Source organism: Gracilibacillus dipsosauri (genome assembly GCF_003176895.1).
Classification (GTDB): Bacteria; Bacillota; Bacilli; order Bacillales; family Amphibacillaceae; genus Gracilibacillus; species Gracilibacillus dipsosauri.
In genome coordinates, this window is the sequence record NZ_QGTD01000011.1 from 46,483 (window position 1) to 67,838 (window position 21,356).

Genomic DNA, 21,356 nt, shown 5'->3' on the forward strand with positions numbered 1-21,356 from the left:
TAGTCACTCTTTTCATTTTTTGATGATGAGGAGGGTCCATATTGGAACTTAATCTAGGAATACGAGCACACGATATCACCTATCAAGATCCAGAGCAGATCGCAGAAGAGGTATCTTCCAAAGGATTAGGCTCTGTTCAATTAGCATTGGCCAAATCCTTCCCAAATCTCCCGACCCAAACAGGAGCCTTAAGTCCAGGCTTTGGCAAATATATGTACCAAGCTTTTTCCAAAAAGAAGGTAAATATCGCCATACTAGGTTGCTATATTAATATGATTCATCCAAATGTAGAAAAACGTAAGCAGCTTTTGGCAAGATTCAAGGAACATATTCGATTTGCGAAAGACTTTGGATGTAGTATCGTCGGCTCTGAAACAGGCAATATTCGTGAACAAATGGGTTATACAGAGGATAATTTTACAGAAGAAGCATTCCAAAAGGTAGTAAAAAGTATTCGTAAATTGGTAGAAGAAGCTAAAAAGTGGGGCATTATTGTTGGGATAGAAGGGGGCATTAATCACCCGATCCATACGCCTCAGTTGATGAGACGCTTATTGGATGAGGTTCCGTCTAGCCAGCTACAAGTTATCTTTGATCCTGCCAACTTTATGTCAATGGAAAATTATCAGAATCAGGCAAAAGTGTTTCAAGAATCATTTGAGCTCTTTGGTGAAAGAATTGTAGCGATTCACGCAAAGGATTTTATTATTGAAGACAACTGGATTAAAATGGTGCCCGTTGGACAGGGAATGCTGCGCTATGATTATTTATTTTCTTGGATCAAAAAGCATAAGCCCTTTGTGGAAGTCTTGTTGGAAAATACGAAAGAGCCGTATATTGATGAAAGTATAAAGTATCTGCATAAAAAGTTTGCGGAAGTAGATGGGGCATAGACGTTTCACAATATTGCCAAGTGTAGACTGATGAAATTGGGAAATATAACTAACCCAAGCGAGAGCTCAAGTGTAGGTGTCTGAATTAATCTGTATATCGGACATCTCAGTTGAGAGATCAGGCTGAAATGTCTAATAAAACCAGATATCGGACAATTTAAACGAGAGGTCAAGCGGAGTTGTCTGGTAAAACCAGATATCAGACAATCCAAGGGAGAGCTCAAGACAAAACTGTCCAATAAAACTAGATATCGATCAATCTAAGCGAGAGCTCCAGCCAAACTATCCGATAAAACGAAGATCATCACTTAAAATGTGCCTTTTTGTTGACGAGGAAATACCGTATAACTAAAACTAATCAGGAAATCTATTATTAAAATAATAGACCAGAGACGAAAGATATGGAAAAGCTGTTCCGTCTGAGGATTATTATCAATATAATAAATAATTGCGAAAATAATGCCACTACCAATAACCCAGGATAATAAATGGCGGAACCAGCCTTCTCTTTCAATTTTTGCATATTCACTTCCATATTTTCTCTTCTTATCTGGCTTCGGCCCATTGCGAAAATAATAGGCAAAGCGAACATCCGCCCATGCAATCATGCGATGGCCAAAGGCTATACTTACCCCGATATAAATAGCTGCAATCCCGTGAACCGTCGTTGCTACTGCGCCGTTCTTTAAATCTATTACTGTTGCCACGAGTAATAACAAGTCTACAATTGGGGTGCAAATTAATAAAAGGTTTCCTAACTTTCGTTGATTGAACACATATCTAGCGATTAGACCAGCCAATACAAAAATCCAAAAGCCTACCTCACATGCAATAATAATCCACGCAATCAAAATTTTCTTCACTCCTTTTTAGTACAACTGTATTAAATCATATCACATTTCTTAAATAATACAAGTGTGTTAAAATAAAAATATGCCAAAATTCGTGGATCATGAAAAAAGAAAAATAAAAATTGCAGAAGCAACCTGGAAGTTAATCGTCGAGCAAGGAATTGAGCAAGCTACGGTTAGAAAAATAGCACAAGAATCAGGCTTATCGGTTGGGGCCTTACGACATTATTTTACAACACAGTCTGAATTATTAAAATTTTCAATGGAGCTAGTCGTACAGCGGGTAATGGATCGTACGCATTCGACTAATTACAAAGGCTCCCCCTTTGAAATAGCAATGGATGCTATTAGCGAAGTACTACCAATTGACTCTGATCGTAGGGTAGAAATGGAGGTGTGGTTTGTTTTTTCAGCCAAAACCCTTGTCGATCAAAGCCTTCGTTCTGTTGGAGAAAAAACGTATCAAAATATGCATCAAGGATTGTATCGGGTTTTAGAATTCCTATACTCCCAACATTTATTAAAAAAGGACATTGACCTAGAAATGGAGGCAAATCGCTTGCACCCATTAGTAGATGGAATGGCTTCCCACCATCTACTCTATCCGTCTATTTATACGTATGAAAAAATGATAGCAACATTGAGGTACCATTTAAAAACATTATGGAATGGAGATGATCTAAATGAGTCTACATCCTCCTAATCATGAGCACACAGATGAACAGATGCTAAAGGTAGAAGTCAACTTAGATGATACACCTGGCGAATGGCTAGGATATGTGATGGATCAATTATTTGAAATGGGCGCAAATGATGTATATTATACACCCATTTATATGAAAAAAAATCGTCCAGCTGTACAACTCCAAGTCCTTTGTAAAAAGAATATTTTAGAGAATATTAAGCAGATTATACTTACCGAAACGACAACACTTGGTATTCGCTACTATCCTCTTACCGTTTATCGAATGGAAAGGCAAATGCGAACAATCGATACGAAGTGGGGAAAAGTAACGATAAAAGAGGGGATTTGGGAAGGGAAAGTAATCCAAGCATCCCCTGAATATGAAGATTGTCGTAAGCTAGCAGAGCTGCATCAAGTTCCATTAAAGGATATCTATGCAGCAGTTTGGCAACAGCTAAAATAATGAAAGATGGGGGCACCTTTTATGTAGCTCGTGTAAAAATGTTTCCTTCTTGCAAGGTGAAATTTTCACACTACCTAACATTCCTTTTTTATAGTAAATTTCAACGCCATCCTTAGACGACATAATGCGGTAGCCTGTTAACATATCGTTAGTTGAAGTGATTTTAGTAATATCGCCATATGGAATTTTACTTCTGAATGGCCCGCCTTTTACATAAAGATAATCGTTTGTAAGCACATACCTTATGCCGATAAATGGCCAAATGATGATTCCGATTAACAATAGAAGAATGGATAATAAAATTGCTACATCTAATCGTGTAATATGAGGATCTAAAAACAACGGTAATAGAGTAACTGATGTGATAATCATCATAGCGATACCAATCAATAAGGCAAAAGAACGGTCTAGTTTTGAATAAAATACCATGAAATTACCTCCTACGACTGATTACGGAATAGGAGGTAAAATGGTTTCGTTTATTTTTTCTTTGGAGCAGGACCTGAGCTTTCCCTTTCTGTTAGTATGGGGGATAGTTTTTTCACTAAATTCTTCTCTTCCTTTGATTCAATTTGTTCAATAATGGCATGGACGATTTCCTCTGCTAATAAATCTACAGGTACACCGATACACGTCATGGGTACCTCTAATGTTTCCATTTGTGGGATATTGTCATAGCTAATCAAGGAAATATCCTTTGGAATCTCCAGATTTTTCTCCTGAAGGGCTCTTAGAATACCTCCACTAATATCATAGCTTCCACCAATAATTGCTGTTGGTTGCTGTTGTTGATGAAAGATCTCTTTTACAGCACTATATCCATCAAACCAATTTAATCCTCCAGCATCAATAATTTGAGTATGCCTCGTTAAACCATGCTGCTTCATCGCCTTTGTGTATCCTTCAACTTTTTCTAATTGAAGCACATCGTCTGTTTCATGGAGACCAATGTAGGCAATATTCCGATGTCCAAGCTCGTACAAATATTGGACTGCATGCTGCATGGCTTTTTCGTGATTAGCGTCAATAATCGGATAGGAGGAGGTTCTTTTTTCCGACACACCATAGGCTACCATTGGTATATTCTCTTGGGTGATCGGTGAACTGGTCGATTCCTCAAACACAATCATGCCATCTACTTGAAATTTTTTAAAGGTTTCAATGGCTGTTTCTGGTTGATCAACTGATAAAATCATCGAGTATGGAGTTGCTTCAAAGGCTTTGCTTATATTCGTAACTAAAGTGGCTAGTACAATTCGTTCAATAGTTGGCCAAAGTAGTCCAATTACTTCCGTTTTTTTGCGAACGAGCTGCTTAGCTGCTAAGTTTGGTTCATAGCCCATTTCTTCAGCGACTTGAATGATTTTTCTTTTGGTTACTTCCTTTACTAGCGGGCTATTGTTCAATGCTTTTGATACCGTCGAATAGCTAACACCAGCCACTTTAGCAATATCTTTAATGGTTATTGACATAACATCACCTATAACTTTCTTAGAAAATATTTATTTATTGGTTGTGTTCTATTTTTAAATAGTATATCATAAAAATAACAACGTTGTTATTTATTTTTTGAAAATAACTGAAACCGTTAACATGTAATTTAAAAGGAGTGGAGACATAGTGGAACAATTTACAGATGTAGTGCAGGCATTAGCGCAAGGTAAGCAACCAGCCTCTAATAATCATATCTCGGTTTATGAAAGCTCATTTGAACAAAAAGATGGAACAAATGTGATAATGGCAAAAGCAGGAACAGAAAAATATTTAGTTGCTGCAGGGCAAGGAGAACTATTCAATAGCCTGACAGGTGACACCGTGGCAGGTGGAAAAGTATGTGGGTTAACACATGAAAACCGTATAGTCCTAAATAAATTTTTTGCTTACACGGTACCTCAAGCATTTGGTACAGAAATAGCGACAATGGGACTTGGAGATCGATTGGGTGTGGCATCCCCTGGCCATATTGAAACAACACGAAATCGCAAGGTAAAACCAATTTTGGCACAACAAAGTATTCGAGAACTAACCCTATTAAATCGAACAATGACAGATATATTAGATGCAGCAAGCTTTGCTGTGTTCCAGGAAGGCTATAAGGATGGATATGGTGCCGATGCAGATCATATCAAACTAGAAAAGGACATAGAATATGCTCTAGAATTGGGCTTTAGTTTTATTACATTAGATTGCTCAGAGCAGATCCGAAATGACGTTGAGGATGCTCAAAAGGAATTTGCTGGATTACCTGTCGATCGAAAAGAATATTATAACCATTATTTGAACAAAACATTTGAAGTGCAAGGCTTGAATATTACATTTGACGATGAAAGCTTAGCGAAAAACGTTTTAGTATATGGAGAAGCAATAGATTTTATGGAGCATGTCTATAATGAGTATATTTCAAAGGCGGAAAAAGCAATAGATTTTGAGATTTCCATTGATGAAACAGAAACTGTAACAGCACCAGAGGCTCATTTCTTTGTGGCAGAGGAGTTAAGAAGAAGAGGAGTTACAGTACAAAGCTTAGCACCAAGATTTTGCGGTGAATTCCAAAAGGGAATTGATTATATCGGTGATCTGGAGCAATTTGAAAAGGAATTGCATGAACATGCAGAGATTGCTAAATACTTCGGTTATAAGCTAAGCATCCACTCAGGTAGTGATAAGTTCAGTGTATTCCCGATAATTGGTAAGTATACAGAAGGGTTATTGCACATCAAAACAGCAGGAACGAACTGGTTAGAGGCTGTTCGTGTTATTGCTGTAGAGAATCCGGATCTGTATCGTCGTATGCATGTATATGCAGAGGATCATTTTGAAGAAACATTAAAATATTATCATGTAACACCTGATTTAGAGAGTGTTGCTCCATTAAATGAAACGGCTGACGCTGATCTACCAACATATATGGATCATGATGCAGCTCGTCAATTATTCCATGTCACTTATGGAATTTTATTAACAGCAAAAAATGAAGCAGGTGAGGATTTATTCCGCAAAGAATTTTTTGATACCCTATTGAATAATGAAGATACGTATCGTCAAGGCTTAGTGAAGCATATTGGTCGTCACTTAGACTTATTAGGACTTTAATCAAGAGAAAGTAGGGATAAAATGAAAGCATTTATGGACGAGAATTTTGTCTTAACCAATGAAACTGCTAAAAAACTTTATCACAATTATGCGAAGGATCTACCAATTATTGATTACCATTGTCACCTAAGTCCTCAGGAAATCTATGAGAATACGAAATTTGAAAATATTACGAAGGTATGGCTATATGGAGATCACTATAAATGGCGTGCAATGCGTGCAAATGGTGTGGAGGAAAAGTACGTAACTGGTGATGGCAGTGATTATGAGAAATTTCTAGCATGGGCAAAAACTGTCCCAATGCTAATAGGTAATCCACTGTACCATTGGACACATCTCGAGCTAAAAAGATATTTCGGTATAGAAGAGCCTTTAAATGAAGATACTGCACCAGCGATTTGGAATAAAGTAAATGATCTATTAAATAGTGGTGAATGGAATGTTCGTGATTTTATTGTGAAATCAGGTGTGGAGGTGGTCTGTACAACAGATGATCCAACAGATTCCCTTGAATATCATGAAAAAATTAAGGCAGATGCTGAATTTGATGTCAAGGTATTACCAAGCTTCCGCCCAGACAAAGGACTAGAAATTAATCGTGAAACCTTCCTTCCATGGGTACAAAAGCTAGCAGAAGCATCTAGTATTTCCATTGATTCCTATGATGCTTTCTTGAAGGCACTTGCTAATCGTATCCATTTCTTCCATGAAATCGGTGGGCGTGTTTCGGATCATGCATTGGATGTGATGATGTATGAAGAAGCGTCTGAAGAAGAGGTTGCTAGTATTTTTGAAAAGGCATTAGCAGGCAATAAAGTTAGTTTAGAAGAAGAAAAAAAATATAAATCCTATACCCTTACCTTCTTAGGAATGCAATATCACCAAAAGGGCTGGGCGATGCAATACCACATTAATGCCCATCGAAATAACAATACGAGAATGTTTAATGAATTAGGACCAGATACTGGGTATGATTCGATGAATGATGATCTTTTAGCAAAGCCTTTACAGAAACTATTAGATTCATTAGATCAAGCGGATGCTTTACCGAAAACGATTCTTTATTCATTGAACCCGCGTGATAATGTGACGATTGCGACACTTATTGGTAGCTTCCAAGGTGGCGGGATTCCTGGGAAAATGCAATTCGGAACCGCATGGTGGTTTAATGATACGAAGCTTGGCATGATTAACCAAATGGAAACATTAGCAGATATCGGTGTATTCAGTCGCTTTATTGGTATGCTAACAGATTCGCGAAGCTTTTTATCTTATACACGTCATGAATATTTCCGCCGCATCATGTGTAATTTGATTGGTGAATGGGTGGAAAATGGGGAATATCCTAATGATGAAGAAACATTAGCAAAAATCGTCCAAAATATTTCTTATTATAATGCAAAAGAGTATTTTGGTTTTTAATGGAGTGCTTTGCTCTGATGGTTTTTATTCGGCCCTTACATGCATTCGTGGATGAATGCATGTAAGGGCTGTTTTGCCTCTATAAAACATAACTAGCTAATACACTCTGAACCTCATAAATATTCAAGCTTTTATTAAACTGTTTTTGAAATGGAGTAGAGCTTCCAGAAACCCATATTTTTAATTCAGCGTCTAAATCAAAGCTCCCAGCAGTCTCAATACTAAAGTAGGTAATATTTTTATACGGAAGTGAAAGGATTTCTGTTTTCTTTCCAGTGACGCCTTGCTTATCCACTAAAATCAATCGTTTATTGGTGAAAATAAACAGATCACGAATCAATTTGTAGGCTTTTTCCACTTGTTCGCCTTGTGCTAAAGTGGTGGAGAATTCCTTTTCGATATCACTCACTTTCATTTCAGAAGCATTTCCCATTAGTCCATCTAAAAATCCCATCTTTAAAACCTTCCTTCATTGTTTATCCTTTGCCTTATTATATAATCAAGAACGATTTATCATGCACTTTCTTTATTGCGAAAAGTGGAATAATAGCATAGATGTAGTAAATGATATGCTATCCTTCGATCAGCTTCACATGAAATTTCCGATGTCTAGGTCCGTCGAATTCACAAAAATATACGCCTTGCCATGTTCCAAGCACTAGTTCTCCATCTGAGATCACTAATGTTTGATTATGCCCAACTGTACTCACTTTTAAATGGGCAGCCGTATTTCCTTCCATATGCAAATCCTTCTGGTGCTCCCAAGGGTAAACCTCATCTAAACGGCGTAGGAAGTCTGTTTTAACATCAGGATCAGCATTTTCATTTACCGTAATTCCAGCAGTCGTGTGTAACGATGAAACAATGATAATTCCATTTACAACATTATTTTCCTGGATGAATTGCTGAACATGTGACGTAATATCAATCATCTCATCATGTTTGCTCGTTTTTAATGGGAATAGCTTTTCCATTTGTTCTCAACCCTTTCTAAAAATGTCTCTATAAATATTCTACTAAAAATCGTTTCTATGTTAAAATTTCAAGTGAAGGAAATGATAGAAAGGATGCGATTCATTTGGTAAAAGCACTACATACAAATAAAGCCCCACAAGCAATAGGGCCATACTCACAAGCAATAGATATTGGAGATTTAGTTTTCGTATCTGGTCAAATTCCATTAGATCCAGAAACAATGGAAGTAGTGGAAGGAGATATTGCGGCACAAACAGAGCAGGTGATGAAAAATCTTCAAGAAATTCTTTCTGAAGCAGGACTAACGTTTGCGAATGTAGCAAAGTTTACTATTTATATTACAGATATGGATAACTTTGCGACAATTAATGAAACTTATTCAATGTTTTTACAAGAGCCATACCCTGCTCGTGCGACGGTAGAAGTGAGTAAACTACCAAAAGGAGTAGGCGTAGAGATGGATGTTATCGCCAAAAAGTAATGTAGATAGTCTTCTTTCTAGTAGCTTTGTTAGAAAGAAGATTTATCTTTTTTCTTCCCATATTTTCATAAATCCTGCATAATATAAGTGTAAGTCTAAGAAAAAGGAGAAAATCTATGAAAAAGTTAATTTGGATGCTTGTATTAACAGCTTTGATAGGACTAGCTATCGTGCCAGTAGCTTTTGCTAGTGAAGGTAATACCAATACGGATGATGTAGGAATAGATGAGCGTAACGGAAAACCAAAGGTCGTACTCGGTGAGGCTCTGTCTGAGGAACAAAAGGACAAGGTTCGAAGCTTACTAAAAGCAACCGATCCAGACCAAGTGGAGGAATATATCGTTACAGCTGAGGACCTAGTGAATTTTATTGGTGGCGACCCAAGCTCCAACATGTATTCTTCTGCCAAAATTACACGTAAAAATGAGGGTTATGGTGTTGTTGTTAATATTGTAAACCCAGAAAATATTACCCAAGTAACTAATGAGATGTATGCCAATGCTTTACTGACAGCTGGAGTAGAAAACGCGCTAATTGAAGTGGCATCTCCTTTAAAGGTAAGTGGCCATTCTGCTTTAACAGGAATTTACAAAGCCTTTAATGTTGATGGGGAGCAGTTAGATCAAGAACGAATGGAAGTAGCGAACGAGGAATTAGATGTCGCAACAGACCTTACTGAGCAATCTGGCATTGAAAAAGAAAAGGTTAGTCAACTTTTAACAGAGATTAAGCAGGAAATAGCAGACCAAAATCCTGCAACTAAAGAAGATGTCGAAAGAATTGTTAGTGAACAATTAGAGAAATTAAATATAGAGTTGAGTCCAGAAGATAGAGAAATGCTAACAAACCTATTTGAAAAAATGCGTAATATCAATATTGATTTCGGTAAAGTGACCGATCAGTTAGATAGTATTGTCAGTGATTTAAAAGGAAAATTAGATGAAGTGACCGGTGGAGATACAGAAGGATTCTGGCAATCAGTCAAGGATTTTTTCAAAAATATCGTTGATGGAATTAGAGGATTGTTTAATTGATGGATCTGACTTAGCTTGGTGAAAGCACTGCGCATGTTTAGGCAGTGCTTTCTTTGTTCAATTTTTATATTCTTGCGTGCATTGAAGCATTTGATAAACAAGAACGAATACTACCATAATAAAACGTATTATAAACGGAGCCCCTTGCCGAGGTAATGATTAAAGATCGTATAAAACGCATTATAAGCGAAGCCCCTTTGCGAAGTGATGATTAAAGATCGTATAAAACGCATTATAAGCGAAGCGCCTTGCTGAAGTGATGATTATAGCCCGGATAAAACGCATTTCAATCGAAGCCTCTCACCGAAGTGATGATTATAGCCTGTATAAAACGCATTATAAGCGGAGCCTCTCGCCGAAGTGATGATTAAAGATCGTATAAAACGCGTTATAATCTAAGCGCCTTGCTGAAGTGATGATTAAAAGATCGTATAAAACGCATTATAAGCGAAGCTTCTTGTCGAAATGATGGTTAAAGATCGGATAAAACGCATTTCAATCGAAGCCTCTCGCCGAAGTGATGATTATAGCCTGTATAAAAACGCATTATAAGCGGAGCCTCTCGCCGAAGTAATGATTAAAACCCTAATAAAATACATTTTAACAAATACTCCCGCCATAAGGATGTCCACATAGCTTCAAGCAAGAACACAGACGTATTACAATTGAACATCCACCTATACTAATCTTTTCCGGATAAACCCAGAAATCTGGTCAATGATCGTGACAGTGATAATAATAACTAAAAGGATCATTCCGACCTCTTCCCAGTTCCGATTCATATAAGCAAACGTAATGAGTGTTCCGATACCTCCTGCCCCTACAATACCAAGAACAGAGGATGCGCGAACATCGATTTCAAACCGATAAATAGCATAGGATAAAAACTCGGGCAAGACCTGTGGTAAAATCCCATAAAAAAGGATTTGTAATTTATTCGCACCGCTTGCTTCCAATGCTTCCATAATATCCATATCGATCGACTCTATTACTTCCGCATACAATTTTCCTAACATTCCAGTTGAACCAATCGCAATGGCAAGTACTCCGGCAAAAGCATTTGGGCCAACAGCCGCAACAAAAATAATCGCCAAAATAATTTCAGGAAAAGCTCGAACTGCCCCGAGAATCCACATTCCGATATTATTTAAAAATTTATTTCGTACAATATTGGTGGCACATAAAAAGGCAAGTGGAACCGCAAGAACAGCAGCAGCTAATGAGCCAGTATAGGCAATAAAAATTGTCTCGAACATCTTACCGAAAATAGAAGAGGTTTCCTGCCATGCAGGTTGGAAAAATCTTGGAATTATTCGATCGAAATTCTCCATTGTTCTTGAACTAAAAATGACATCCCATTTAATCGTAACACTTGAGATCGTCCAAATATAAATCCATACAATAATTATCAAAGTTATGATTCGTTTTATTAAAGTCCATTTACTTCGTGGTTTTGTCGGAAGGGTAATTTCAACATTTTTCGCCATTACAAAAGACCCTCCCTTAACTTTGCGCTTATGAAGTCAATGATGACAACTACTACAAAAATGATGATAACGATCGTACTTACAGCAGGATAGTTCATGAAATTAATTTCTTTATTGATTAATTGTCCAACCCCACCTGCACCGACGAGTCCAAGAACGACAGATGCCCGTATATTAATCTCAAAAACATATAAACTAAAAGAGATAAATTGGGGTAGGATTTGTGGTACAATCGCATAACTAATCGTTTGAAGTGCATTTCCTCCAGTTGATCGAATCGCCTCCGTAGGATTCATATCTATTGCTTCAATAATTTCACTCATTAATTTTACTAGAATTCCAACGGCAAAAATAATTAAAGCGATAATACCAGAAAAAGCGCCAATTCCGAATAATCCAACGAAAACTACAGCTAATATAATGTCAGGTATGGTGCGAATAATATTTAAGATAAATCGCATAAATTGATAAATAATGGAATTAGTCATGACATTTCTAGCAGCTAATAGGGAAAAAGGAATACTGATCAATACGGCAAGAGTTGTTGCAATAATCGCCATATGGATTGTTTCAAACAACTTTGGCCAAATTTGCTCGACATATCCCCAATCTGGTGGAAAGAAATCACCGATTAGGCCAAAGATGTTCGGAATTTTGATGAAAAAATCAATTATAAAGGATTCAGTAATGATGGAACTAAGTAAATAAAAGCCGATCACAACAACAGCAGAAATAGTAAAAATTCGTTTTGTTCTGAGAGGGTATAGACCCCGAGGAATGAAGGATGCTTTCTTATCCATCGATTTCCCCTCCTCCACGCTTATCCTCTTCACGGATCGATCGACCATAGATCTCTTCAAATGTCTTCTCCGTCACTTCACTCGCTGGCCCATCGAATACGATCTCACCTGCTCGCATGCCGATAATACGATCTGCATATTCGATTGCCATATCGATAAAATGCAAATTAACAATCGTTGTAATATGGTCTTCTTGATTAATTTGCTTTAAATATTGCATGACCTGATGAGAGGTAGGAGGATCAAGGCTTGCGACAGGCTCGTCTGCCAAAATTAATTTTGGCTGTTGTGTCAAGACACGAGCAATGCTTACCCTTTGTTGTTGTCCGCCACTTAATTCATCGGCACGATTATAGAGCTTTTCCTCAATATTTACTCTCTTTAAGTTTTCATAAGCAAGTAGTTGTTCCTCTTTAGAAAAAATATTAAAAATGCTTTTCCATGTTCCGGTATAACCCAATCTACCGGAAATAACATTTTTCATTACTGTCGAACGCCTAACAAGGTTATAGTTTTGAAAAATCATGCCGATCTTCGTTCGGAGCTTGCGTAACTCCTTGCCTTTTAAACGAAGAATATCGTTGCTATCTACTAATAACGCTCCGTCTGTTGGAGTCACTAGTCGATTAATACTCCGTATAAACGTTGACTTACCAGCACCAGAAAGTCCGACAATAACAACAAATTCTCCTTGATTAATTTTAATATTGATATCTTTCAACCCTTGGGTTCCGTTGGGATAGACAAGGGAAACATTCTGAAATTCAATCATGACACTGTCCCTTTCTTTCTCTAATTAGATGGAAAAACAGGAGAGAGCGTGCTCTCTCCTGTTATTTTCAAAATTTTAAAGATCATTGATACTAATGGAGTCACTAAATTTCTCATACGTGTCTCTTACAACATCATATTCGCTATCTTCAGCTTCAATAATAGCATCCCAGCTGTATACATCATTCATAATTTTAATCATTTCTTCCTCTTCATTAAAGCCTAAGAAGGTATCCTTTATTTTTTGTACAAATTCATCATTTAGTTCACTTGTGACAGAAATCGTATCATTTGGAATTTCAGAGGTATACGTAAGAACGCTTAATTTATCCATTATGTCTGGGTATTCTTCTTCTAATTCTGTACGAACATCATCAAAAGTTGTTGCCACATCAGCTTCTTCGTTGTAGACAGCAATTGCTGAGTTGTCGTGGCCACCAGTTTGAATGGAATTGCTGAAGAAGTCTGTTTCAGGATTCTCCACATTAAACTCGTCCATTATTTGTGCAGCTGGGAACAAGTATCCACTTGTAGAGGTAGGATCACCATATGCCCAAACTTTTCCTTCTAAATCCTCTAGATTTTTAATATCCGAATCTGAACGTACTAAATATTGTGCTTTATATGTTCCACTGCCATAACGCTCAGACTTAAGAATTACCTCCACATCATGCTTTTCGTTTGCTAATACATAGGCAAAAGCAGGGATGAAACCGATCTGTACTTCATTTGTACCCATTGCCTCAACGAGTGCTGTATAGTTTGTCATTACTTTTCCTTCAACCTCTACCCCAAGTTTTTCTGCAAGCTTGTCCGCTAAAGGTTTTACCGTATCAGCAATCGTATCCGAATCCTGTGAAGGGACGAATCCCATGACCAATTTATCAGGTGTTCCTTCTCCACCTCCGCTTGCTTCTCCGTCACTACTACCACAGCCTGCAATGATTAGAACAGCAATCATTGAAATAAAAAGCCAGCCTATTTTTTTCATTCTTTCTTTTCCCCCTAGAGATCTTTTTGCATTACAATAGTATTATCTATACAAAAAATGTGGAAATCTAGGGTATTTACCAAAACCTAACAAAACTATCAAAAAATTTATAAATTTTACGTCAGTTTAAAAATACAATTAAATGGAGTAAGCGTTTTACTTCCTATATAATAAAGAAGTAAGCTGATTTGGGGGAAGAGTATGAAAAAAGTATTTCAATATGCCATGCTGTATAAAACGGCGATGTTCATCGCATTAGCGCTCATGATTGTTGAATTAATTGTGGAATTAGTACAACCAATGATTATGTCCAAAATAATTGATGATGGGATTATAGCTGGAGATATGGAGACGATTTATTTTTATGGGGCTATTTTATTATTCATGACACTGGCTGCATTTATTGCAGGAATAAGCAGTTCCTTTTTTGCTGCAAAGGTGAGTCAAGGTGTTGGCTATGATCTTAGAAAAGATATGTTTCACCAATTGCAGATGTTCTCTGCTATGAAGATAGAACAGTTTCAGACATCTACCTTATTAACAAGGCTCACAAATGATGTCACCCAAATACAGGGCTTGCTGTTTGCCTTTATGCGAATAATGCTTCGTGCACCATTATTTATCATTTTTGGTATAGTAATGTCCTTTACCATTAATCCATCATTAGCATTTATTTTATTATCCACTATTCCAGTATTGTTTATCATTATGATTTTTCTCATGGTAAAAGGAATGAATCTTTTCCGCATGGTACAAGAGAAAATCGATCAAGTGAATAACATTATTCGTGAGAACTTACTTGCGATAAAATTAGTGAAAGCTTTTCATCGGATTGGATTCGAAAAGAAACGTTTTTCTAAGGTGAATCATTCCTTAAAGGAACAAAATAAAAAAGCCTTATGGGTAATGGAAATGGTGATGCCGATTGTGATGCTAATTATGAATATCGCCATGATTGTCCTATTATGGTTTGGGGCAGTACAGCTTGAATCAGGATCTGCTCAAGCAGGTGAGGTTGTCGCAATCATTAATTATGCGACAAGAATGCTTGCTTCCTTCGGTGTCTTTTCCTTTTTATTGATGAACCTTTCAAGAGGAAGAGCTTCCGCAATCAGAATAAATGAAATTCTTAATACTGCAACAGATGATGCGGTATCTACCACTTCGGTGAAAGGCTTGGTAAAGGGAGGGGTTTGCTTTGAAAAAGTATCCTTCCAATATCCGAAATCTGATCAACTCACATTACATTCTATATCGTTTGAGGTAGAATCAGGGCAAAAAATTGGTATTCTCGGTGAAACTGGTTCTGGTAAAACAACCTTACTTCATTTGATTCCCTATTTGTATCAAGCAACAAGTGGTATGATTAAGATCGATCATGTGCCAATTGAAAAGTGGGGAAACAAGGTGCGACATGATATCACCCTAGTGCCACAGGAAGGGTTTCTCTTCTCAGGTACGATCCGTGAAAATATCTCTTGGGGGAATGACCATTTAACCGCCTATGAAATTGAAAAAGTCGTGAAAGAAGCACAGTTACATACTTTTATTGAAACATTACCCGAAAAATACGAAACACTAATTGGTCAACGAGGAGTGAATTTATCTGGTGGTCAAAAGCAACGCTTGTCGATCGCCCGTGCACTAGCAGATAATCCAAGTATTCTGTTGTTAGATGACAGTACGAGTGCCCTTGATGCTGCAACAGAACACCTTGTACTAGAAGCCATTCGTGAACGACAATGTACTACCTTTATTGTTTCACAAAAGATTAGTTCTGTTATCGATGCCGATCAAATTATCATTCTCGATAAAGGGAAAATAAAAGGAATAGGATCACATGAGAAATTAATGCAAAAGCTTCCACTGTACCAAAAGATGTGGAGATCCCAGAAGAAGGAGGGAATTGGAACTAATGAAACAGAGTAACCAATCTAACATTCTTAAATCAAGACACCACCCTCCGATTGGGAAAAAGCCAAAAGTGAAAAATTTACGTTATACGGTGAGGAGAATATGGAGTTACATGGCAACAGATCGTTGGTTATTTTGGCTTGTTATTTTCTTTGTTGTTCTTAGCTCCATCCTAGGATTGTTAGGCCCCTATTTTATAGGAGTAGCTGTTGATACAATGACAGGAGAGGCAAACTTATTTACTTTTTCACAAATTTTAGGTATTCTCATTGTCGTATTTATTTTTCATTCCCTAACGTTAGCCCTGCAAAATTATTGGATGATCGAGATTTCGCAACAAACTGTCTATTCTATGAGAAAAGATTTATTTGCACATGTTCTTCTTTTACCACTTTTATATTTCCAAAAATCTCAAAGTGGGGATTTGATGAGTCGGCTGACGAATGATATAGAGAATGTCAGTCGTACATTGAATACAGCGGTTATCCAATTAACAACGAGTATATTGACATTAGTCGGAACATTAGCTGTCATGTTTTGGCTTAGCCCATTGCTAACATGGATGACGTTAACGATAGTTCCGATGATGTTTTTTGGGATGAAGTGGATTACGAATAGAACAGGAAAATATTTCAAACAACAACAGAATGAATTGGGGAAAATGAATGGTTTTTTAGAGGAAACCTTATCTGGCCATACAATGGTAAAACTATTTCATCAAGAACACAGGGTAATCGACCAATTTGACAGCCACAATCAACCATTACGAAATGTAGGGTACTGGGCACAAGTCTATTCTGGATTTATTCCTAAATTGATGAATACATTAAACAACTTTAGCTTTGCAATTATCGTCGGTATAGGTGGTTGGGTTGTATTATCTACAAACGCCACAAGTGTCTCCATCGGAATCATTGTTACCTTTACGACTTATGCCCGTCAGTTTACCCGACCATTGAATGACTTAGCCAACCAATTTAATATTATTCTCTCAGCAGTCGCAGGGGCAGAGCGTGTGTTTGAGGTAATGGATGAAGAGCCGGAGGAAAGGAAAAAGAAACAATCACTGACAAACGTTGACGGAGATGTATTGTTCCAAACGGTAACTTTCTCATATAATGAGGAAGAGAAAGTATTAAGAAATGTTTCTTTTCATGCAAAGCCTGGTCAAACGATTGCACTTGTCGGACCAACGGGCGCGGGGAAAACAACCATTATTTCTTTATTAGCAGGGTTTTACCAGCATTATAATGGCAGTATCCTATTAGATGGTCAGGATATTTCCGCTATTTCTTATGCAAGCTTACGTGATCAACTAGGAATTGTCTTACAGGATGCCTATTTATTTGATACAACTATAAGAGAAAATATTCGGTATGGAAAGCTTGATGCAACAGATGAAGAAGTGATGACAGCAGCAAAGCTTGCCAATGCCCATTCCTTTATTGAGCAGCTTCCAGATCAATATGATACGATACTAGAAGGAAATGGACATGGAATTAGCCAAGGTCAAAGACAGCTAATTTCAATCGCTAGAGCTATGTTGCGCAACCCATCCATTCTTATATTAGACGAAGCAACGAGTAGTATTGACACCATTACCGAAATAAAGATAACTGATGCGTTAAAACGATTAATGAAAGGGAAAACTAGTTTCGTTATTGCTCATCGATTGAACACCATTCAAGAAGCTGATTTGATACTTGTCTTGAAGGACGGAGAAATTTTAGAGCAAGGAAATCATCAAACACTTATACATGAAGGTGGTTTTTATGCTAATCTAGTAGCAACACAACAAAAAACTGGTCATGGATAATTTTACCGGTATAAAACTTTTGAAATTATTGGGTATAGTAAAAGTAAGCGTCATGGAGGTGAAAAAATGACGGAAGATAGACAAAAGCATGAACGAATACAGGAACAAAAAAGAGTCGATGAAGTAGTAGCGGAAATTAAACGCAAAATTAATCTTTTACAAACAAAGGCGAAGCAGCTAAAAAAAGACGTGATCGATATTCGTCGTGATTTCTGGGAAGACGTTACCGTTAATATAGAAGAAATGGATGATAAAATTGAAACAGAAGCAAGTATAAAGCAGCAAGCAGAATTCCTCTCCGAACGTGAGCGGAGCCATGGGCAGGTAAGCGAAAGACTAGATATTTTAGAGCGTTTGAAGGATACCCCTTATTTCGGACGGATTGATTTTCGACCAGAGAGAGAAGAGAAGGAGCTGCCAATTTATATTGGGCTTGCCTCTGTTTTGGATAAAGAAGAAAATGATTTCCTAGTCTATGATTGGAGAGCTCCAATAGCGAGTATGTATTACGATTTTCCTCCAGGTCCAGCAAATTACGACACAGTTCAAGGAAATATTTCCGGGGAAATAACACTAAAACGTCAATATATGATAAGAAATGGCGAACTAAAAGGAATGTTTGACACTGGTCTCACAATAGGAGATCATTTATTACAGTCTGTATTGGGGAATCAGGCAAACACAAAAATGAAAAGCATTGTGGCCACTATTCAACGAGAACAGAACCAAATTATTCGTAACGAGAGAAGTAAGGTATTAGTCGTACAAGGAGTTGCTGGAAGTGGTAAGACATCTGCCGCATTACAAAGGGTGGCCTATCTTCTATATCGTTATCGAGAGACCTTAACCTCAGAACAGATTGTCCTATTCTCGCCGAATCCATTGTTCAATAGCTATGTTGCGACAGTATTGCCTGAGCTAGGTGAGGATAATATGCAGCAAATGACTTTTTATCAATACTTACACCTACAGTTAAATGATAGTTTTCAACTAGAAACCCCTTTTGAGCAAATGGAGTACTATTTGCAGGAAAAGGGTGATAATTATACAGCAAGAGTAGAGGCAATGCATTATAAAGCTAGTCTATCCTATAAGCATGTGATCGATGACTATTTAGCACAGCTAGCAAGCAATGGTTTAGTTTTTCGAAATATTACTTTTCGTGGCCAGATTATTATTCCTAAGAAGGCAATCGAACAATATTTTTATCGAACAGAATCCAACCTTTCTATTCCAGAACGTTTGGAAAAAGTTGCTAACTGGTTATTACATCAGTTAAAAAAAGTTGAAAAATACGAAAGAGAAAAGGATTGGGTACTTGAGGAAAGTGAATTGCTGGAAAAAGAAGATTATGTCGATGTCCACCATACATTACAGGAAGAAAATCGGTTCACAGAGGATACCTTTGATGATTATGAACGGGAAGAGGCACTATTAAGAAAAAGGGTGGTAGCAAGTAAATTAAGACCACTTCGTCTCAAAATAAGAAAATTGGCTTTTGTTGACCCATTAAAAACATTTCGAAAATTATTTCAACCTTCTTTCCAAGTTAAGGAGAACATTTCCCTTCCATCACATTGGGAGGAAATATGCCGATTAACAGATAATCATTTAAAGAAGAAATTTTTAACATGGGAGGATGCTCCAGCATATATTTATTTCGAAAAAAGTCTGCTCGGTTTCAACGCACAACGTACGATCCAGCACTTGTTTATTGATGAAGCACAAGATTACACGCCATTTCAATTTGCTTTATTGAAAAAAATGTTTCCTGTTAGCAGGATGACCTTATTAGGAGATATTAATCAAGCAATCTATGCTCATGCACTAGAAAATGAGACGTTGCTATCTGAGAAATTAGAGGAAAAGCATGAAAGAATTGTATTGACGAAAAGCTATCGATCAACAGAACCGATTGTATCTTTTACGAAAGCTTTTATGCCTAATGGTGATTTGATTGAACCCTTCGAAAGAGAGGGGAATCTTCCTATTCTAATGGAAGTTGAACAAAATGAAATGGCAGAAGAAAAAATGATTTCACAAATACGACTCTTTCGGGATCAGGGCCATGAGACGATTGCCATTGTTGGTAAGACCATGGAGGAATGCCAGCAATTACACGAAAGACTACGTCATCGCATTCCTGTCAGCTTAATGACACAAGAAGCACATACCTTTAGTAAAGGAATTGTGATTATTCCCGCATATCTTGCAAAGGGAATAGAGTTTGATGCTGTTATTCTGAGCAATGCTTCTGACAAAAACTTCCATCACGCCTTAGATCGAAATCTGTTTTATACAGCATGCACGAGAGCAATGCATGAGCTTGCACTATTTTCTATTGGACGCCCAAGCCGTTTTATAGATGAAGTACCTAAAGCAAGATTCAAGCATTATAAAATTCACGAGATTATGGCGAAAAAATAGTGATCGTTTCAAAACGGTCACTATTTAAGTTGAGCTACTTATTTTCATTATCGAGCATTTTGTGGGAAGATAATATCGTAGTGAAACAAAGGGAGGAATGAAAATGGTGAAAAGTTTACAATCCACCACAACGTTAAACAATGGGGTAGAAATGCCTTGGTTTGGTCTTGGTGTTTTCCAAGTGGAAGATGGAGAAGAAGTCATTAATTCTGTAAAATGGGCTCTCGAACATGGCTACAAGAGTATTGATACTGCCGCCGTCTATAAAAATGAAGAAGGTGTAGGACAGGCCATAAAAGAATCAGGAATTCCTCGCGAAGAACTATTTATCACATCAAAGCTTTGGAACAAAGATCAAGGCTATGAAGAAACGTTACAAGCTTTTGAAACGACGTTACAAAAATTAGGTTTAGATTATTTAGATTTATATTTAATCCATTGGCCAGTACCAAAGCAAAATAAATACAAGGAAACATGGAAGGCGATGGAAAAGCTATATCAGGATGGCAAAATTCGTGCTATTGGTGTAAGTAACTTCAAAGAGCATCACTTGGAGGATTTATTAACTGAGGCAAAGATTGTGCCGATGGTAAATCAAGTAGAATTCCATCCACATCTACAACAAAAAAGCTTACATGAATTTTGTAAAAAGCACAACATACAGCTAGAGGCATGGTCTCCCTTAAAGCAAGGTCAAATTTTATCTGATGAGACGATAACTAAAATTGCGAAGCATCATGGAAAATCAACCGCTCAGGTTATTTTACGATGGGATCTACAAAAAGAGGTTGTGACAATTCCGAAATCGGTGAAACAACATCGTATTCATGAAAATGCCGATGTGTTCGATTTTGAATTATCAGAAGAAGAGATGAAATTAATTGCTGATCTGAATAAGGAAGAGCGTATCGGACCAGACCCAGATGATTTTGATAAGAGATAATAAAAAAAGAAAGATGCTGGGACATAACTAAATAGAGAGAATCAAAATCCGAACAATATTCTGACTACGCGTAGTCAAAATACGTAGACTCCAGTGGGAACAGCACGAGCTGAAGATCCACTTTGCAAAGCGGTTTTCTTTGCAAAGTTAGCAGATCGCCGTGCGCACGGAAAGCGAAGTATTTTGACGAAGCGATTGCAGTGCAGAAATATTAACGTTCGGATTTTTTCCTTCTTACTAATCTTTTGTCCCAGGCGCTTTTTCTTGCAAAATGCTAGGAAGATAAGATATCGTAGTTAATAGATTTAAA

At 37.3% G+C, this 21,356-nt stretch carries 20 protein-coding genes; 11 read left to right on the forward strand and 9 right to left on the reverse strand.

Going from position 1 to position 21,356, the window contains the following annotated elements:
- Positions 1–41: 41 nt before the first annotated feature.
- Positions 42–893: a sugar phosphate isomerase/epimerase family protein gene (locus DLJ74_RS12355; protein WP_109984701.1), complete on the forward strand. Its 852-nt coding sequence runs from the start codon at positions 42–44 to the stop codon at positions 891–893.
- A 308-nt stretch (positions 894–1,201) separates the two neighbouring features.
- Here the strand turns inward: DLJ74_RS12355 and DLJ74_RS12360 are convergent, their stop codons facing one another.
- Positions 1,202–1,744 carry a hypothetical protein gene (locus tag DLJ74_RS12360; RefSeq protein WP_109984702.1) on the reverse strand — a complete coding sequence of 181 codons (543 nt, stop codon included), beginning with the start codon at positions 1,742–1,744 and terminating at the stop codon, positions 1,202–1,204.
- Positions 1,745–1,826: 82 nt separating this feature from the next.
- On the opposite strand from DLJ74_RS12360, the gene DLJ74_RS12365 reads away from it, so the two are divergent.
- Together DLJ74_RS12365 and larC2 are read left to right on the forward strand one after the other, a co-directional pair.
- Positions 1,827–2,447 carry a TetR/AcrR family transcriptional regulator gene (locus DLJ74_RS12365; protein WP_109984703.1) on the forward strand — a complete coding sequence of 207 codons (621 nt, stop codon included), beginning with the start codon at positions 1,827–1,829 and terminating at the stop codon, positions 2,445–2,447.
- Positions 2,428–2,892 (forward strand): nickel pincer cofactor biosynthesis protein LarC2, encoded by a 465-nt coding sequence (gene larC2 / locus DLJ74_RS12370; RefSeq protein ID WP_054788477.1) that lies wholly within the window; start codon positions 2,428–2,430, stop codon positions 2,890–2,892. Before DLJ74_RS12365 ends, larC2 begins: the two co-directional genes overlap by 20 nt.
- Here the strand turns inward: larC2 and DLJ74_RS12375 are convergent.
- Positions 2,884–3,321 (reverse strand): PH domain-containing protein, encoded by a 438-nt coding sequence (locus DLJ74_RS12375; protein WP_054788478.1) that lies wholly within the window; start codon positions 3,319–3,321, stop codon positions 2,884–2,886. The genes larC2 and DLJ74_RS12375 overlap by 9 nt on opposite strands.
- Before the next feature lie 50 nt (positions 3,322–3,371).
- Positions 3,372–4,364: a LacI family DNA-binding transcriptional regulator gene (locus DLJ74_RS12380; protein WP_109984704.1), complete on the reverse strand. Its 993-nt coding sequence runs from the start codon at positions 4,362–4,364 to the stop codon at positions 3,372–3,374.
- A 148-nt stretch (positions 4,365–4,512) separates the two neighbouring features.
- Between DLJ74_RS12380 and DLJ74_RS12385 the strand changes: the two genes are divergently transcribed.
- Together DLJ74_RS12385 and uxaC are read left to right on the forward strand one after the other, a co-directional pair.
- Positions 4,513–5,985, forward strand: a complete 1,473-nt coding sequence (locus DLJ74_RS12385; protein ID WP_109984705.1) for a tagaturonate epimerase family protein — start codon at positions 4,513–4,515, stop codon at positions 5,983–5,985.
- Between the two features lie 21 nt (positions 5,986–6,006).
- Positions 6,007–7,407: a glucuronate isomerase gene (gene uxaC, locus DLJ74_RS12390; protein ID WP_109984706.1), complete on the forward strand. Its 1,401-nt coding sequence runs from the start codon at positions 6,007–6,009 to the stop codon at positions 7,405–7,407.
- 79 nt (positions 7,408–7,486) lie between these two features.
- On the opposite strand, the gene DLJ74_RS12395 is transcribed toward uxaC, so the two are convergent.
- Positions 7,487–7,861, reverse strand: coding sequence for a PH domain-containing protein (locus tag DLJ74_RS12395; protein WP_054860721.1), 375 nt, complete (start codon positions 7,859–7,861; stop codon positions 7,487–7,489).
- 118 nt (positions 7,862–7,979) lie between these two features.
- The gene (locus DLJ74_RS12400; protein ID WP_109984707.1) at positions 7,980–8,381 is read right to left on the reverse strand and encodes a secondary thiamine-phosphate synthase enzyme YjbQ; all 402 of its coding nucleotides are present in this window, start codon (positions 8,379–8,381) and stop codon (positions 7,980–7,982) included.
- A gap of 104 nt (positions 8,382–8,485) precedes the next feature.
- Between DLJ74_RS12400 and DLJ74_RS12405 the strand changes: the two genes are divergently transcribed.
- Together DLJ74_RS12405 and DLJ74_RS12410 are read left to right on the forward strand one after the other, a co-directional pair.
- On the forward strand, positions 8,486–8,863 hold the full coding sequence (locus DLJ74_RS12405) for a RidA family protein (RefSeq protein ID WP_109984708.1): 378 nt from the start codon (positions 8,486–8,488) through the stop codon (positions 8,861–8,863).
- A 116-nt stretch (positions 8,864–8,979) separates the two neighbouring features.
- Positions 8,980–9,897 (forward strand): DUF1002 domain-containing protein, encoded by a 918-nt coding sequence (locus DLJ74_RS12410; protein ID WP_109984709.1) that lies wholly within the window; start codon positions 8,980–8,982, stop codon positions 9,895–9,897.
- A gap of 677 nt (positions 9,898–10,574) precedes the next feature.
- On the opposite strand, the gene phnE (DLJ74_RS12415) is transcribed toward DLJ74_RS12410, so the two are convergent.
- The 4 genes from phnE (DLJ74_RS12415) to DLJ74_RS12430 form a co-directional block, all read right to left on the reverse strand.
- Positions 10,575–11,384 carry a phosphonate ABC transporter, permease protein PhnE gene (gene phnE, locus DLJ74_RS12415; protein WP_109984710.1) on the reverse strand — a complete coding sequence of 270 codons (810 nt, stop codon included), beginning with the start codon at positions 11,382–11,384 and terminating at the stop codon, positions 10,575–10,577.
- Complete coding sequence (gene phnE / locus DLJ74_RS12420) at positions 11,384–12,184, reverse strand: phosphonate ABC transporter, permease protein PhnE (protein ID WP_109984711.1); 801 nt, start codon at positions 12,182–12,184, stop codon at positions 11,384–11,386. The genes phnE (DLJ74_RS12415) and phnE (DLJ74_RS12420) overlap by 1 nt, the downstream gene beginning before the upstream one ends.
- Entirely contained in the window at positions 12,177–12,956 is a 780-nt protein-coding gene (gene phnC / locus DLJ74_RS12425; RefSeq protein ID WP_054860718.1) for a phosphonate ABC transporter ATP-binding protein, read from the reverse strand. The genes phnE (DLJ74_RS12420) and phnC overlap by 8 nt, the downstream gene beginning before the upstream one ends.
- Positions 12,957–13,031: 75 nt before the next feature.
- On the reverse strand, positions 13,032–13,946 hold the full coding sequence (locus tag DLJ74_RS12430; protein WP_109984712.1) for a phosphate/phosphite/phosphonate ABC transporter substrate-binding protein: 915 nt from the start codon (positions 13,944–13,946) through the stop codon (positions 13,032–13,034).
- A gap of 201 nt (positions 13,947–14,147) precedes the next feature.
- On the opposite strand from DLJ74_RS12430, the gene DLJ74_RS12435 reads away from it, so the two are divergent.
- The 4 genes from DLJ74_RS12435 to DLJ74_RS12450 all read left to right on the forward strand — a co-directional run bounded on the left by DLJ74_RS12435 (position 14,148) and on the right by DLJ74_RS12450 (position 21,046).
- Positions 14,148–15,875, forward strand: coding sequence for an ABC transporter ATP-binding protein (locus DLJ74_RS12435; RefSeq protein ID WP_109984713.1), 1,728 nt, complete (start codon positions 14,148–14,150; stop codon positions 15,873–15,875).
- On the forward strand, positions 15,862–17,676 hold the full coding sequence (locus tag DLJ74_RS12440) for an ABC transporter ATP-binding protein (protein ID WP_109984714.1): 1,815 nt from the start codon (positions 15,862–15,864) through the stop codon (positions 17,674–17,676). Before DLJ74_RS12435 ends, DLJ74_RS12440 begins: the two co-directional genes overlap by 14 nt.
- Before the next feature lie 66 nt (positions 17,677–17,742).
- Positions 17,743–20,103 carry an RNA polymerase recycling motor HelD gene (gene helD / locus DLJ74_RS12445; RefSeq protein WP_109984715.1) on the forward strand — a complete coding sequence of 787 codons (2,361 nt, stop codon included), beginning with the start codon at positions 17,743–17,745 and terminating at the stop codon, positions 20,101–20,103.
- A 103-nt stretch (positions 20,104–20,206) separates the two neighbouring features.
- Complete coding sequence (locus tag DLJ74_RS12450; protein WP_109984716.1) at positions 20,207–21,046, forward strand: aldo/keto reductase; 840 nt, start codon at positions 20,207–20,209, stop codon at positions 21,044–21,046.
- Positions 21,047–21,356: the final 310 nt, after the last annotated feature.

Coding starts and splice junctions, on each gene's coding strand:
- DLJ74_RS12435 (WP_109984713.1), top strand. CDS start 14,148: ATGAAAAAAGTATTTCAATATGCCATGCTGTATAAAACGGCGATGTTC.
- helD (WP_109984715.1), top strand. CDS start 17,743: ATGACGGAAGATAGACAAAAGCATGAACGAATACAGGAACAAAAAAGA.
- DLJ74_RS12410 (WP_109984709.1), top strand. CDS start 8,980: ATGAAAAAGTTAATTTGGATGCTTGTATTAACAGCTTTGATAGGACTA.
- uxaC (WP_109984706.1), top strand. CDS start 6,007: ATGAAAGCATTTATGGACGAGAATTTTGTCTTAACCAATGAAACTGCT.
- DLJ74_RS12375 (WP_054788478.1), bottom strand. CDS start 3,321: ATGGTATTTTATTCAAAACTAGACCGTTCTTTTGCCTTATTGATTGGT.
- DLJ74_RS12380 (WP_109984704.1), bottom strand. CDS start 4,364: ATGTCAATAACCATTAAAGATATTGCTAAAGTGGCTGGTGTTAGCTAT.
- DLJ74_RS12395 (WP_054860721.1), bottom strand. CDS start 7,861: ATGGGATTTTTAGATGGACTAATGGGAAATGCTTCTGAAATGAAAGTG.
- DLJ74_RS12430 (WP_109984712.1), bottom strand. CDS start 13,946: ATGAAAAAAATAGGCTGGCTTTTTATTTCAATGATTGCTGTTCTAATC.
- larC2 (WP_054788477.1), top strand. CDS start 2,428: ATGAGTCTACATCCTCCTAATCATGAGCACACAGATGAACAGATGCTA.
- DLJ74_RS12450 (WP_109984716.1), top strand. CDS start 20,207: ATGGTGAAAAGTTTACAATCCACCACAACGTTAAACAATGGGGTAGAA.
- phnC (WP_054860718.1), bottom strand. CDS start 12,956: ATGATTGAATTTCAGAATGTTTCCCTTGTCTATCCCAACGGAACCCAA.
- DLJ74_RS12400 (WP_109984707.1), bottom strand. CDS start 8,381: ATGGAAAAGCTATTCCCATTAAAAACGAGCAAACATGATGAGATGATT.
- phnE (WP_109984710.1), bottom strand. CDS start 11,384: ATGGCGAAAAATGTTGAAATTACCCTTCCGACAAAACCACGAAGTAAA.
- DLJ74_RS12440 (WP_109984714.1), top strand. CDS start 15,862: ATGAAACAGAGTAACCAATCTAACATTCTTAAATCAAGACACCACCCT.
- DLJ74_RS12365 (WP_109984703.1), top strand. CDS start 1,827: ATGCCAAAATTCGTGGATCATGAAAAAAGAAAAATAAAAATTGCAGAA.
- phnE (WP_109984711.1), bottom strand. CDS start 12,184: ATGGATAAGAAAGCATCCTTCATTCCTCGGGGTCTATACCCTCTCAGA.